Below are 13228 nucleotides of genomic sequence, written 5' to 3'. Positions count from 1 at the left end.
ACGATTCCATATTACAAAAAGGCCGTCTTTGTCCGGCGCCAAGGGGTTTTCAAAGGCCAATAATTGGGCTATAATTCGGTTGTTCAAAAGTAGAAGGAGGTCATTTCATGGCAGATAGAAATGATACGAACAAGCACCGTTCCCATAAGCTGATTTCATATGCGAACGGGCGCTCACTCGAAGAAATTAACGGAACGGTTAAGGTTCCGCAGGGGAAGGGGTTCTGGCGGACATTACTTGCTTACTCTGGCCCCGGGGCATTAGTCGCAGTGGGGTACATGGATCCAGGTAACTGGTCGACTTCCATTACGGGTGGTCAAGATTTTGGCTACCTCCTCATGTCAGTGATCTTAATGTCGAGTTTAATCGCGATGTTGTTACAATACATGGCAGCTAAACTGGGCATTGTGACACAAATGGATTTGGCTCAAGCGATTCGGGCCCGGACGAGTAAGACGTTAGGGATTATTCTCTGGTTGCTGACCGAGCTGGCCATTATGGCAACGGATATTGCTGAAGTTATCGGGGCGGCCATTGCCTTGTACCTGTTATTCGGAATCCCGCTCATGATTGCAGTCTTTATTACCGTGTTAGATGTTTTGGTCTTGCTATTATTAACGAAGATTGGGTTCCGGAAGATTGAAGCCATTGTGGTTTGTTTAATTATTGTGATCCTACTGGTTTTCGTTTACCAGGTTTCCCTATCTAACCCTAACATCTCAGAAATGATGAAGGGCTTTATTCCAACCGCTGGCACGTTTGCTTCTCACCCCGTGGTTGCCGGTGACACCCCATTATCCGGGGCCCTCGGGATCATTGGGGCCACGGTTATGCCGCATAACCTTTACCTGCACTCCGCAATTTCACAAACTCGTGATATTGACCACAACAACGAAGATGAAGTGGCTCAAAACGTTCGCTTTACAACGTGGGATTCAAATATTCAATTATCAGCAGCATTCGTTGTTAATGCGTTGCTTCTGGTTATGGGGGTTGCCGTATTTAAGACGGGATCCGTCGATGATCCGTCGTTCTTTGGGTTGTATAAGGCCCTATCTGACAGCAGTATGCTAAGCAACCCAGTGTTAATTTCGGTAGCTAAATCAGGAGCCCTTTCAACGCTATTTGCCGTTGCCCTATTGGCATCCGGACAAAACTCAACGATTACTGGAACCCTTACCGGGCAGGTAATCATGGAAGGTTTCGTCCACATGAAGATGCCGCTTTGGCTCCGCCGTTTAGTGACCCGGTTAATCTCCGTGGTCCCTGTTCTTATCTGTGTAGCAATGACGAGTGGCCAGAGTACCATTGATGAACACCGAGCTTTAAATGACTTAATGAATAACTCTCAGGTCTTCTTGGCCTTTGCCCTACCCTTTTCAATGCTACCATTACTAATGATGACGGATAGTTCAGTAGAAATGGGGGACCGGTTTAAAAACTCAACTTGGGTTAAGGCGCTTGGGTGGATTTCTGTCATCGGATTAACCTACCTTAATATGATTGGTCTACCAAGATCCATTGAAGGATTTTTTGGCGCTAATCCAACGACGAATGAACTGGCGACTGCGGATCACATTGCGTACGTTTTGATTGTACTTGTCTTGGCCTTGTTAGCTTGGACCATTATCGAACTGTACCGGGGCAATAAACGGCACGAGGCCGAGATTGCTGCTACGTTGGACGAAGACGCTAAGTAGATGAGGAGTGGAGAAGATGGAACCATACTTTAAGAGAGTTTTAGTCGGTGTCGATGATTCAGAAGATGCAATTCTAGCGTTTAAATATGCGATTCATCGGGCAATCCGCGATGATATCGAATTAGTCATTGTATCGGTACTAGAAAACGACGAGATGAATGTGTTTCAGGTTTTGGATGATGACTATATTCATGGTAAACGTGATGATTTAGTTGAACACGTCCAAAGCTACCAAAAACAAGCCGAGGAGGCTGGGGTTAAGAAGGTTAGCACCGTGGTTGCCGAAGGGAACGCAGGCGAAACCATCGTGAAGGAAGTCATTCCCCACATCCAACCCGATCTGCTTGTCATTGGCTCCGAATCAAAAACCGGCATTTCAAAACGGTTGGGAAGTCAAGCCGCTTATATGTCAAAATATGCTCCGATATCCGTCATGGTGATTCGGAAATAGTCGATTAATTAGAAAGGGCCTGCCCAAGATGGAAATTTCCATTTTGGGTAGGCCCCTTTAAGTTACTAATTTCAATTAGATGAGTTCGCTAATTGGAACGTTCCCGTTAGCAAACGTAATGATTTTACCAATTGTGTTAGGATCGTTGAGGGCTGCTGCAGCTACGGAGGCCACGTCGCTTCTCGTGACGTGTTTATCAGCGTCCGGAGCTGGATCCACTTCAATCTTATCCGTTGGGGCGTCGTTGGTTAAAATCCCGGGCCGCAGAATGGTGTATTCCAGGTCGGTACGGTGCATTAACCACTGGTCGGCGTAGTACTTGGCAACGTAGTAGGAACGGATGCCCGATTTTTCCCAGAACTCCCGGTCGTCGGTCCCCATGGCACTAACAATCAGGTAGCGCTTGATGCCGTCAAGTTCTGCTGCTTCCATGCTTCGTACGGCACCGTCTAAGTCAATGTTGAGGGTCGCGTCCCCGTCCGTGCTACCACCGGAACCCGCAGTAAAAATAATCGCCTGGGCGCCGGTCCCAGCAATGGTGGTTGCCATTTGCTGAATGGATCCCATGAGATCAAACTGAACGGGAATGCCGCCTAACTTTTCAATGGTTCCCGCTTCATCAGCCTTTCGAATGCCAGCATAGACGTCATTACCGAGGTGAGCCAGCTTTTGAGTCAGCAGCTGACCGACCTGACCATGTGCGCCAATCACAAATATTTTCATGAAAAAAACCTCCATTCGTCTTATTACCTTAGAATAGTCAATTTTTTTAGAAAACGCACGCAATTTGGTTTCAAACCGGGGTACAATGGAATCAAAGGGGGAGGAAAATATGAAATCACAACCATTAAGAACCACGTTGCTACACTTTACGGAATTAGAAACGGATCGGTTGATTTTACGGCCGGTGACCATTTCGGAACGGGACGTCGCTGATTTTTATCAGTTTGCAAGCGACCCGGAAACCGTGCAATACAGTTTTTTACCGTATCCGTCACAGGAACCAGTCTTACGGATGATCTCAAGCTATTTTGTGGATGATCCAGCGGGGAAGTGGGGAGTCGAGTTAAAGGCGACCCATCAATTGATTGGTTACGTGGAACTTCAAGTTGATGATTACAATGTTTCGGGGGAAATTGGTTATTTAATTAACCGTGATTTTTGGCACCAGGGATACGCGTCGGAGGCGGCCCAGTGTGTGTTAGACTTAGGAATGAATGAACTGAAGCTAGTTCGGGTGCAAGGCCGATACGATGTACGCAATGCTGCATCAGGACGCGTGCTTCAACACGTTGGGATGCAAGAAGAGGGCGTTTTGAGAAATCACCGGTACTTCCAAGGCGATTTCGTCGATGACGTCATTTGGAGTAAGGTCCAATAAAAAAAGGGTCACAATGCTTCCCATGAGGGAACTATTGTGACCTTTTTTATTTTTTGATTACTTGAACCAGCTGTTAACCGTCTTAGTGTTTAGCGTGGTATCCATATCGACGTTACCGTCAATTCCATCAACGGTTCCCTCGCTACTATACTGCCACAGATCAGTCTTGCTGCTGGGCTTTTCGGAGTAGTTTGCGATCCAGTTACCGTTAAAGGCACTCGTATCAATGTTGTTATCCTTGGCAAAGCTTTCGCTGGAGTAGTAGACCAGCGGTTTGTCAGTTAATTTCTTCATTTGAGCGGCCCAGGCCTTAACGAAGTCACGTTCACTTCCGTTATCGGTCGACCGACTTTCGTTATCTAAAACGTAGAATTTTGCATTTTTATCGGCGTGCTGATAGAAACTTTTGGCTTCCTGCTTAGCGTCTTTAACGCTCGTAAATTGTGAGTATTCATATTGACCTAATGGTAGCCCGTTATCGCGGGCACCCTTGGCGTTTTCCTTGGACTTCGTATCATAGTGGTAGTTGGTATCCCCTGGGTTACCAGCTTGAACCCGAGTAATGACAAAATCAAGCTGCTTGGCAGCCTTTTTCCAGTTAATATCCCCCTGGAACTCTGAAACGTCCGCAGACTTTTTATAGGATGCAGCTTCGGCGTTTTCCGTTGTGGTGTTGAAACCAACGGCAGTTAAAGTCAAGGCGGTAGCAAAACCTACGAAGGTGTTACGGATTGATAATTTCATTAAGATAAAAATCCCCCTATTTGATTAATTCATAATATAAATAAGCAACGAGGGATAGTATGCCATGTTTGTGTGGCAAACCGGTAACGACCAATTTACAACATTGTTTCAAAATCCAGTGAAAGATTATGAAAACATGACGGACCCGTTTAACCCTGATTTTTGTGGGGCTTTTGGTTAGCTTGCAAACGGGCCAGAATGCTGGAAGTTGATTGGAACCGGGTGATCAGCAGCATATTAGTGACGGTCGTGACGGGTAAACGGGGGACCGATTGCAACCAGGTTAAAACGATACTCAGGATGCCATCGAGGATGTAGTCCTGAATAAAACTAGCCGGAACACCCTCCGGAGTTTGGGTTTCCATGGGCAGGGCTAAGTGCCGTTGGATCATCGTCTTAATCTCGACCACAAATGCGGGATCGCCCTTAGGCCCGGTGAGAACCCGCGCTAAATCAAAATTTTGCCCCTGATCAATATAGGTGGTCATTTGAAGGATCAGGTGGGTTAGCCGGTCGCTGTTCATTGAATCAAGGACTAAGAGGTTGAGGGGTTCAGTGAGGTAACGATCAAGTGAGTCATTCAGTAGGGTAAGGTAGCCCTGCTCCGTTTTTTCAACGAGATCATATTTATCAATGTAGTGATGATAAAACGTACTTCGGTTGATGTGCGCTAGATGGGTAATTCCTGCCACGGTGAGTTTGTTTAACCCCTGGGTATCGATGATCTGGATGAGGGCGGCTTGAATTGCCGCTTGAGTTTTTTCGACTTTCCGATTATTGGGGGCCATTGTCACCACTCCTTTACTTCATTTTGCCAAATTTATTTTTTAATGCAACACTTTGTTGCTTTTTGATGATTGTTTTTACCCCGCTCCCGGTTTTATCCTAGTGGGTAAAGACTGAGTTAATGAGGTGAAAGAATGAGTGATTTTATTGTAGTTAAGGATTTGACGAAGACTTACGGAAGCGGCGAAAACGCGGTCACGGCTAACAAGGACATCAGTTTCACGATTCCCAAGGGCGAATTGACCATTATTGTGGGGGAATCGGGGGCCGGGAAATCGACGCTCCTGGATATTTTAGGCGGCATGGACACCGCTACAAGCGGTCAGGTAGTCGTAGCTGGCCAAGATTTATCCCACGCTACTAACCGGCAGCTCACGACGTACCGGCGGCATGAAATTGGTTTTGTGTTTCAATTTTATAACTTGGTGCCTAATTTGACTGCCGTTGAAAACGTTCAGTTGGCGTCTGAAATTGCCCCTGATGCTTTGGATCCCGTCACAACATTGCAAAACGTCGGGCTGGGAGAGCGGTTAAATAACTTTCCGGCCCAGCTTTCCGGGGGCGAACAGCAGCGGGTTGCCATTGCGCGGGCAATTGCGAAGAATCCACTCCTGCTGTTATGTGACGAGCCGACTGGGGCTTTGGACTACCAAACGGGGAAGCACGTCTTAAAGTTGATTCAGGACTTTGCCCATCAGTCGGGAAAGAATGCGATCATCGTGACGCACAACGGGTTGATTAAACCGATGGCGGATCACGTCTTAGAAATTGTGGACGGAAAGATCAAGGAAGAGTCCTTCAATGCCCATCCCGTATCCGTTGAAACATTGGAATGGTAGGCGATGAAAATGACGAAAAGATTGCTTTTACTCAATACGTGGCGTGAACTTAAGGGTTCACTGGCCAGGTTTTTTTCCATTGCAATTCTACTTGGGCTGGGGGTTTTCGTGATTGTCGGCCTTAAATCAACTGGGCCCGACATGCGGGAAACGGCCATTTCTGAATACCAAAAGGAGAATCTGGCGGACGCTCAAATAACCTCACCAGTCGGCTTTACAGGGGCCGATCAGAAGGCAATCCGGCAAAGAAGCAGCGTGAAGACGGTGCGATTTGGTCAAATGACGGATGTCCAACTTAAGGGCCGGGCGGTTCGGGTCCTCTCAACCCCTAAAACATTGTCCACGGTAACGGTGGTCTCGGGTCACCTCCCCAAAAAGCAAAATGAAATTGCGCTTGGAACCCAGCTGGAAAAGACTTATCGGGTGGGCCAAACGATTACGCTAGACGGTAAAACGAAGAACAGCAAGCCGGCACGACTAGCACAACGCCGGTTTAAGGTAACGGGATTCGTCAAGTCAAGTGAGTTTACCCGGAAGGAGAACCTGGGGACAACCAGTCTTTCGACGGGGCAGCTCACAACGTTTGCTGTCGTTCCTAAGGGTAGTTTTACGTCCCAAACCCCGAACTTAGCTCGCGTGAACTTTAAGCCCGTCACGGGGCAGGCATACTCTAAGACCTATGAAGACGGTGTTAATCACCAAATTACAGAAATTCAGCCCTTTTTGAACCATCGGGCTAAGCTGCGCCGAAATCAGTTACTGTCTGACGTGAATCAACAGGTTAAACAGGGGCAAACGCAGTTAACTCTGCTGACGCAGCAGCTAACGTTAGCGGGGCAACAACCAGCCAAAAATCAACAGATCAAGCAGCTTCAGAAGGGTCTGAAATCAGCGACATCACAACGCCAAAGCATTCGGGCGATTACCTACCCCATTAAGAGTCGGAATGACTATAATGCGGGATACAGTGCGATGGGGGCCAACGCCCAACGGGTTGACGTTTTATCAGACAGTTTTCCCATCTTCTTCTTTGCGGTAGCCATTCTGGTCTGCTTCACGACCATGCAGCACATGGTTGCCGAGAAACGCACGGAAATGGGCACGTTCCGGGCCCTGGGGTACTCTAAATCAGAATCAGTCTTTTCCTTTTTGACCTACGGAATTTTGAGCGCCGTCCTGGGAACCGTTGTCGGGGCCTACCTAGGGAGCACCTTCTTACCGCGGGCGATTTACCGGGCCTACACGGCGGACTTTAACTACGGTTCGCTCCAATTGCAGACTCACTGGGGCGTCATCGGAGTTGCCGGTCTGTTGGCTCTGGGCTGCATTTTGGCTGCCATTTGGTCGAGTGCTTATCCGGCACTGAAGGAGCAGGCCGCCCAACTCATGCTGCCGAAACCGCCGAAGGGTGGCTCACGAATTTTATTGGAACGGTGGACTTGGTTTTGGCGGCGCCTCTCCTTTTCCCACAAGGTAACCGCTCGGAACCTCTTCCGGTATAAGGGTCGGATGCTGATGACGCTATCCGGGGTGGCGGCCTGCGTTGCTCTATTGATTACGGCCTTTGGGATTCGGGATTCACTCAATAACATTGTGACGGTTCAATACCGTGATATCGTCCATTATGATTTGATTGGGGTCTATAATCCCGATAGCTCGGCTAAGGATCAGTACCTTAAGACGGCTCAAAAATCGAGTCAGGTTAAACGATCGACCGGTCTATATACGGAAACGGTGACCGCTAAAAATTCGACCCTGCTTGATAATCAAAGCATTTCACTTTTAGTTCCCCAAAATGAGCAGCAGTTTAGTCAACAGCTGTCGCTTCGTTCGGCCACCACTCACCGTCAGTTAACCATTCCGCAAAATGGGGTGATTGTGACGCAGAAGCTGGCGAAACTGTTTAACCTCAAACAAGGCGATACCTTCACGTTCAAATCAGCTACGGGGCATGCCTACCACGTTAAGGTCGCTGGGATTGCGGAAATGTACATGGGCCATGATCTCGTGATGGGGCCGCATGAATATCGCCGGATTTTTGACCAGAAATTCGTCCCTAACGCCCAGATGATTCAGCTGAAGAACCGCCGGTCGGCCACAATTAACCAGATGGCCCGACGATTAACCCGCCAGTCGGCTTCCGAAACCGTAGTGGAATCCAACGACGCCAAACAAATGATTGAAACCGTGTTAACGGGCTTAAATCAGGTGGTTTTGATCCTGATTGTGGCGTCATCCGTCTTGGCGTTTGTGGTTCTGTTTACCTTGACCTACGTCAACGTATCGGAACGGATTCGCGAGTTAGCGACGTTAAAGGTCTTAGGCTTTTATCCAAATGAAGTTGACCTGTACATCTTCAGGGAAACGATTATCTTAACCCTAGTCGGGATTTTGATTGGTTACGGTCTAGGGGATTGGTTGCACGCCTACATTATGACGGTGTTACCACCCGAAATGGCCATGGCGCAATTATCCCTCCACCCCGCTAATTTCATGGTGTCAACGGTCATTACCCTGCTGTTTTTAGTTCTGGTGATGGTTGTGATGGCAAAACAAATTCGCCGGATTGATATGCTCGGGGCCTTAAAGTCGGTGGACTAAAACCAAAGTTCTTCTTAAATTCGGTGCATGATTCCAACACCCCATCCCGTTTTCTCGTATACTAAGACTATTGAGAAAATAGGGAGGCCGTAGTTATGAATCGATTTCGGTGGCCGTTAGGAATTGGGGCGGTAGGAATTTTGCTCGGCCTATTAAGCGAACAACTCATGTCGATGGAGGCGCTAAAGGTATCGTCTATCGTCCTTGGTGGCGCCATTGCCTGCATTGTCGTGGGGGCAATTATTGCAGTGGTAGAATTAGTCAGACGGTAAAAATCGAGCCGCTAAACGATGGTGAACAACCAAAGTTTAGCGGCCCGATTTTGTTGTCTAGCGTCAGAAACACAGGAAGTTTGGTAGAATAGGGATGACTACTTTAGGGGGATGAAAGTTTGATGAAGAAGGGAATTCTTTTTGGAATCGCACTGGTGCTTATTATTGGTGGTGCATTTGGGATTCATAATTTTTGGCAACGAACGACACCAACCCGTCAAGAAACGCAGATGACCCCCAAAAGGAACCGGTTTAGAACCGCACAAATGCAATTTAAAAAGTATGGCATCCGATACTTAGACTACTCGAACCAACTCGGGACAAGTACAATTAAGATGAGAAAGCAGCTGAAAAACCACCAACTCATTACCGTTAGCGGGAAGGAGTATCGGACTCTCACAGCCGCTTACCGGGCGGAGAAAATGGCGTTAAAAGCCAACGGTACAACAGATAAGGAGGCCAGGAACCGGGCTCGGTGCGAGGAAGCCATGAAGACAATGAAGGTCAATCTCACCCCCGTTGACCAAAAAACTTACCGGAACGCCCAGAAATTTATGAAGGCAATGAAGACCTATCGGTATCAAGTAGGTGATCCCACGGGAAGTTACGGGCAGTTCATGAAACAGACCGGAAAGAGTTACCATGCAGCAGATGATGCCATTAATCGGATTTAAGGCATCGAAAAAACCGGGTTAGCCGATCGATGATGATGGCAACTCGGTTTCTTTAGTTAGTCGTTAATAATGTGGTTAATTTCCGTTAGTTCGTCTTGGCTCAGGTCGAGGTTATTTACGGCCTTTAAGTCGTCTAACAGGTGGTTGGTGTGTGAAGTTCCTAGGATGATACTGGTAACGGTGTGGCTCTTTAACAACCAGGCCTCAGCAAGTTGCGAAAGGCTTTGGCCCCGGTTCTTAGCTAAGTCGTTTAACTGGTTCAGCTTTTTAACGAGGGCGTCTGACCCGTTTTCAAAGAGCCGTTTATTGGTCCGGTGAACCGGGAAGTCAGATGGGATGCCATCCAAGTAACGGTCGGAAAGCAACCCTTCAGCAAGTGGTCCGTAGGCGATTAAGCCGGCGTCTTCTTGAGCTAGGGTATCTAACAGCCCGGTGGTTTCAGCTTCCTGATTTAGCATGTTGTAAGAGAACTGGTTGAGGACAAAGGGAACCCGACGTTCCTTGAGCAGGTTGACCATGGCCTTCGTTTGATCGGTATCGTAGTTGGAAATTCCGATATAGAGGGCCTTGCCGCTTCGAACGATGTCCGCCAAGGCTTCCGCCGTTTCTTCAAACGCCGTGTCCGGGTCTGGCCGGTGGCTGTAAAAAATATCAACGTAGTCCATATGGAGCCGGGTCAAACTTTGGTCCAGACTGTTCATCAGATATTTCCGGGTGCCACCCCCACTACCGTAAGGACCGGGCCACATAGGGAAACCAGCCTTGGTGGAAACGACGAGTTCATCGCGGTAGGGCCGAAGATCATGGCTCATGATCTGACCGAACGTTTCTTCAGCGGACCCGGGTTTGGGTCCGTAATTATTAGCGAGATCAAAGCTGAAAATCCCGTGGTCAAACGCGGTTAAAACGGTTTGGCGGGAGTTATCGTAATCTGCCTCGCTGCCAAAATTGCGCCAGAGTCCCAGTGAAAAGAGGGGGAGCTGCATGCCAGTGTGGCCAGCCCGCCTTATTGGGAGTTGTTCATAACGATTGTCTGCTGCAACGTATACCATAATAAAAAACCTCCTTCACATACCCTCAGTATACTGAGGGTATGTGAAAAAGGCAAAGCACAATTCGAAAAAATTAGGGTTTATTTTTGGGCCGGCGGTTACTCCCAGCAAACCAATTAAAGGGTGATACCCGGTCGTTACTCATAATCCGCCAGGTAATTCCAAAGGGATCCATCAGGCGGACGATACTACTGGAGTAAGCGGTTGGATAGAGGTCATCAATAATTTGGGTGCGGTCATCCGCCAGAAACTTATTTTCGATATGTAAGACTTCCCGCCGGTTATTGACCTGTAAGTTCAGTTCAACGGCTCCGCTACCATCTTCAAGCCCCTCATCAATAGTTCGGTCAGCAACGATGATGCCATCGCCATTGCCACTGTTGCCATCCGCGGTTAAGACGGCGTAGGCAATTTTATTTCGATCCGCGGGGTTGAGAGGGAAGCTAGGATCGTGAAAGTGGTAGTTCGAGAAGGTTTCAATGAAGACCATCTGAAAGTCGAGGGCACTCATGTAAAAAGAGATGGCGTCACGGGCGTCTCCATCAAAATATATCATGGGCGTTGTGATCCGATTCATACTGTTTCTCCTCTCATTCATTTTATAGAATGGTCTAAATTGTTTATACCTATTCTACATATAATAACCAATAATGCTTTAGACGTAAACAGGAAAAGTAAAATTTAAAAATTAGGGCTAAAAAAGAGACTGGCCCTTAAGATAGCACAGTCTCGTGGATATGGACGTCGATGATGGCGTCCTTAGGAGAGGTTGATGAAGAGTGTAAGTGAAGTGGGGATCACTTATACTCACCCCTTATTCTAATCGGTGTAATTCCAAGACGCAATCATTTATACTCAGTACGAAGAGAAAATTTTAAATGAGAACCTGAAGGGGAGGGGTTAACGATGACTCATTTGGAGTGGCTTACCGGGTTTAAACACCGGCAGGCCCTTGCAATGGACGGTTGGCGGCGGTTGGGTCCTTACGTATCGGGAATGGATTTTAAATCCCACGAGGATCAACCGTATCTGGCCCCCTTAGAAGCCGGGTTTATTGTGGTTTATTTTGATACGCTTTTGGTGGGCGAAACGGTCACGTTATCCGAACTGGCGACCTGGATTGCCGACCAAAAAACCGAACGGCCGGAACTAGCGGATGCGGTGAGCGACCGAATTTTGCCGGTATTGCCACTGGTGTTTGACCGGTTGGAAGCTAATGGGTTGGTGAAGCAAGGAGAAAACGGAAGTGAGGAATACCTGAAACTGGCCGACCTGACTTCACCCTAATTCAATCAATTGAATTGGTGGGGGTTTCATGCTACGCTTGACCCATCAATGGATGAAGGAGTGGATCACATGACAAATCGATTAAAGGATAAAGTTGCGGTAATTACTGGCGGGGTTGCCGGGATTGGACTTGGAATCGCTGAATGTTACGTTGCTGAAGGCGCTAAAGTTGTTTTGACGGCCAACCATAACGTGGAAGGCGGCCAGGATGCCGTTAATAAGTTTGGCGAAGATAACGCCCTATTCGTTCAACAGGACGTCTCAAAGGAAGACGACTGGAAAAAGGTCATGGATGCCACAATCGCTAAATTCGGCAAGTTAGATATTATGGTTAACAATGCCGGAATTGGTGGCCAATCAGGGCCCATTGAAGACCTTTCATTGGAAGACTGGCAAAAGGTTATTGACATTAACTTAACCGGGAACTTCTTAGGCGAAAAATTTGCGATTAAGACCATGAAGGCCCACAACGATAGTAAGGGATCAATCATTAACATCTCTTCGGTTGCGGGATTAATCGGGTTGCCATCCGTACCAGAATACTCGGCTAGCAAGGGGGGGACCCGTTTGTTAACCCATGCGACGGCCTTGAACTTGGCCCAACGTCACATTGACATTCGGGTTAACTCCGTCCACCCCGGCTGGATTGATACCGCAATTATTCCGGACAACATGCGTGAAGCAGTGGTGAAGACCATTCCAGTTGGTCACATGGGCGAACCCAAGGACATTGGTGAAGTCTGTGTCTTCTTGGGCAGCGATGAATCTAAGTTTGCCGATGGCGCAGAATTCACGATTGATGGGGCTCAGCGGGCTTAATGGCATCAATTTACTGTCGGTTAGCCACGTCAGATGATTTACCAACCCAAATGGCTATTATTAATGAAGCGAAGGCACTATTAAAACGTGATGGCAGCCCGCAGTGGCAGGATGGTCATCCAGACCGCCAACAGTTGGAACGGGATCAACAGGCCGGTATCAGCTATGTTTTAGTCGTTGACGGACACGTTGCAGGTACCGCTGCATTAATGCAGCAACCAGACCCCAACTATGAGAATATTGAGGGCCGGTGGCATTCTGACGGACCCTACGCTGTTATCCACCGAATTGCGATTTCGGGGGAGTTCCACGGCCTGCATTTAGCTGATTTCTTCTTTGCGCTACTGGTCTCGGAGGCCGTTCGCCTTGGATTTAAGACGGTGCGGATTGATACACATGAGATGAATCGACGGATGCAGCATATTATTTTAAAAGCGGGATTTACCTACTGTGGGATCGTTCAAATGAATCACCATCCGGATGATCTGCGGCTGGCCTATGATTTAATAGGGCTAGGGTGTGGAAAGCCTCGTTAACTCTCGAGGATTAACGTAAGCAGCAAAAAATACTGGGCTTTAGTATTATTTGCTGCTTGGGTTAACCGGAAAGAGTTGAGGCTTGG

Annotated in this window: 15 protein-coding genes; 10 read left to right on the top strand and 5 right to left on the bottom strand. The window is 47.9% G+C overall.

The features are described from left to right. Positions 1–107 precede the first annotated feature (107 nt). Positions 108–1700: an Nramp family divalent metal transporter gene (locus tag DCM90_RS04605; RefSeq protein WP_109250166.1), complete on the top strand. Its 1593-nt coding sequence runs from the start codon at positions 108–110 to the stop codon at positions 1698–1700. Between the two features lie 16 nt (positions 1701–1716). Further along, positions 1717–2151 carry a universal stress protein gene (locus DCM90_RS04600; RefSeq protein ID WP_109250165.1) on the top strand — a complete coding sequence of 145 codons (435 nt, stop codon included), beginning with the start codon at positions 1717–1719 and terminating at the stop codon, positions 2149–2151. A 75-nt stretch (positions 2152–2226) separates the two neighbouring features. Here DCM90_RS04600 and DCM90_RS04595 read toward each other — a convergent pair whose 3' ends face one another. Continuing rightward, entirely contained in the window at positions 2227–2874 is a 648-nt protein-coding gene (locus tag DCM90_RS04595; protein ID WP_109250164.1) for an NAD(P)H-binding protein, read from the bottom strand. A gap of 109 nt (positions 2875–2983) precedes the next feature. Here DCM90_RS04595 and DCM90_RS04590 point away from each other — a divergent pair, with 109 nt between their 5' ends. After that, a complete protein-coding gene (locus DCM90_RS04590) occupies positions 2984–3532 on the top strand; it encodes a GNAT family N-acetyltransferase (RefSeq protein WP_165815209.1) in 549 nt (182 codons plus the stop codon). A 57-nt stretch (positions 3533–3589) separates the two neighbouring features. Here the strand turns inward: DCM90_RS04590 and DCM90_RS04585 are convergent, their stop codons facing one another. Together DCM90_RS04585 and DCM90_RS04580 are read right to left on the bottom strand one after the other, a co-directional pair. Further along, positions 3590–4276 (bottom strand): GH25 family lysozyme, encoded by a 687-nt coding sequence (locus tag DCM90_RS04585; protein WP_109250162.1) that lies wholly within the window; start codon positions 4274–4276, stop codon positions 3590–3592. A 149-nt stretch (positions 4277–4425) separates the two neighbouring features. Next, positions 4426–5064 (bottom strand): TetR/AcrR family transcriptional regulator, encoded by a 639-nt coding sequence (locus DCM90_RS04580; RefSeq protein WP_109250161.1) that lies wholly within the window; start codon positions 5062–5064, stop codon positions 4426–4428. Between the two features lie 132 nt (positions 5065–5196). On the opposite strand from DCM90_RS04580, the gene DCM90_RS04575 reads away from it, so the two are divergent. The 4 genes from DCM90_RS04575 (at position 5197) to DCM90_RS04565 (ending at position 9448) form a co-directional block, all read left to right on the top strand. After that, complete coding sequence (locus DCM90_RS04575; RefSeq protein WP_109250160.1) at positions 5197–5901, top strand: ABC transporter ATP-binding protein; 705 nt, start codon at positions 5197–5199, stop codon at positions 5899–5901. 9 nt (positions 5902–5910) lie between these two features. Next, positions 5911–8502 carry an ABC transporter permease gene (locus DCM90_RS04570; protein WP_109250535.1) on the top strand — a complete coding sequence of 864 codons (2592 nt, stop codon included), beginning with the start codon at positions 5911–5913 and terminating at the stop codon, positions 8500–8502. Positions 8503–8597: 95 nt separating this feature from the next. Further along, complete coding sequence (locus DCM90_RS09980) at positions 8598–8774, top strand: hypothetical protein (RefSeq protein WP_165815208.1); 177 nt, start codon at positions 8598–8600, stop codon at positions 8772–8774. A 119-nt stretch (positions 8775–8893) separates the two neighbouring features. Beyond that, positions 8894–9448 carry a hypothetical protein gene (locus DCM90_RS04565; protein WP_165815207.1) on the top strand — a complete coding sequence of 185 codons (555 nt, stop codon included), beginning with the start codon at positions 8894–8896 and terminating at the stop codon, positions 9446–9448. A 56-nt stretch (positions 9449–9504) separates the two neighbouring features. Here the strand turns inward: DCM90_RS04565 and DCM90_RS04560 are convergent, their stop codons facing one another. Beyond that, positions 9505–10500: an aldo/keto reductase gene (locus tag DCM90_RS04560; protein WP_109250158.1), complete on the bottom strand. Its 996-nt coding sequence runs from the start codon at positions 10498–10500 to the stop codon at positions 9505–9507. Between the two features lie 73 nt (positions 10501–10573). Then, complete coding sequence (locus DCM90_RS04555) at positions 10574–11077, bottom strand: VOC family protein (protein ID WP_109250157.1); 504 nt, start codon at positions 11075–11077, stop codon at positions 10574–10576. 329 nt (positions 11078–11406) lie between these two features. Here DCM90_RS04555 and DCM90_RS04550 point away from each other — a divergent pair, with 329 nt between their 5' ends. The 3 genes from DCM90_RS04550 to DCM90_RS04540 all read left to right on the top strand — a co-directional run bounded on the left by DCM90_RS04550 (position 11407) and on the right by DCM90_RS04540 (position 13142). Beyond that, positions 11407–11787: a hypothetical protein gene (locus DCM90_RS04550; RefSeq protein ID WP_109250156.1), complete on the top strand. Its 381-nt coding sequence runs from the start codon at positions 11407–11409 to the stop codon at positions 11785–11787. 69 nt (positions 11788–11856) lie between these two features. Then, a complete protein-coding gene (locus DCM90_RS04545) occupies positions 11857–12606 on the top strand; it encodes a glucose 1-dehydrogenase (protein WP_109250155.1) in 750 nt (249 codons plus the stop codon). After that, positions 12606–13142: a GNAT family N-acetyltransferase gene (locus DCM90_RS04540; protein ID WP_109250154.1), complete on the top strand. Its 537-nt coding sequence runs from the start codon at positions 12606–12608 to the stop codon at positions 13140–13142. The genes DCM90_RS04545 and DCM90_RS04540 overlap by 1 nt, the downstream gene beginning before the upstream one ends. Positions 13143–13228 lie beyond the last annotated feature (86 nt).

This window comes from Levilactobacillus bambusae (assembly GCF_003124125.1).
Taxonomy (GTDB): Bacteria; Bacillota; Bacilli; order Lactobacillales; family Lactobacillaceae; genus Levilactobacillus; species Levilactobacillus bambusae.
This window is presented reverse-complemented; position numbering and strand designations above follow the sequence as displayed.

Coding starts and splice junctions, on each gene's coding strand:
- DCM90_RS04575 (WP_109250160.1), top strand. CDS start 5,197: ATGAGTGATTTTATTGTAGTTAAGGATTTGACGAAGACTTACGGAAGC.
- DCM90_RS04580 (WP_109250161.1), bottom strand. CDS start 5,064: ATGGCCCCCAATAATCGGAAAGTCGAAAAAACTCAAGCGGCAATTCAA.
- DCM90_RS04605 (WP_109250166.1), top strand. CDS start 108: ATGGCAGATAGAAATGATACGAACAAGCACCGTTCCCATAAGCTGATT.
- DCM90_RS04585 (WP_109250162.1), bottom strand. CDS start 4,276: ATGAAATTATCAATCCGTAACACCTTCGTAGGTTTTGCTACCGCCTTG.
- DCM90_RS04570 (WP_109250535.1), top strand. CDS start 5,911: ATGACGAAAAGATTGCTTTTACTCAATACGTGGCGTGAACTTAAGGGT.
- DCM90_RS04540 (WP_109250154.1), top strand. CDS start 12,606: ATGGCATCAATTTACTGTCGGTTAGCCACGTCAGATGATTTACCAACC.
- DCM90_RS09980 (WP_165815208.1), top strand. CDS start 8,598: ATGAATCGATTTCGGTGGCCGTTAGGAATTGGGGCGGTAGGAATTTTG.
- DCM90_RS04590 (WP_165815209.1), top strand. CDS start 2,984: ATGAAATCACAACCATTAAGAACCACGTTGCTACACTTTACGGAATTA.
- DCM90_RS04560 (WP_109250158.1), bottom strand. CDS start 10,500: ATGGTATACGTTGCAGCAGACAATCGTTATGAACAACTCCCAATAAGG.
- DCM90_RS04555 (WP_109250157.1), bottom strand. CDS start 11,077: ATGAATCGGATCACAACGCCCATGATATATTTTGATGGAGACGCCCGT.
- DCM90_RS04595 (WP_109250164.1), bottom strand. CDS start 2,874: ATGAAAATATTTGTGATTGGCGCACATGGTCAGGTCGGTCAGCTGCTG.
- DCM90_RS04545 (WP_109250155.1), top strand. CDS start 11,857: ATGACAAATCGATTAAAGGATAAAGTTGCGGTAATTACTGGCGGGGTT.
- DCM90_RS04550 (WP_109250156.1), top strand. CDS start 11,407: ATGACTCATTTGGAGTGGCTTACCGGGTTTAAACACCGGCAGGCCCTT.
- DCM90_RS04600 (WP_109250165.1), top strand. CDS start 1,717: ATGGAACCATACTTTAAGAGAGTTTTAGTCGGTGTCGATGATTCAGAA.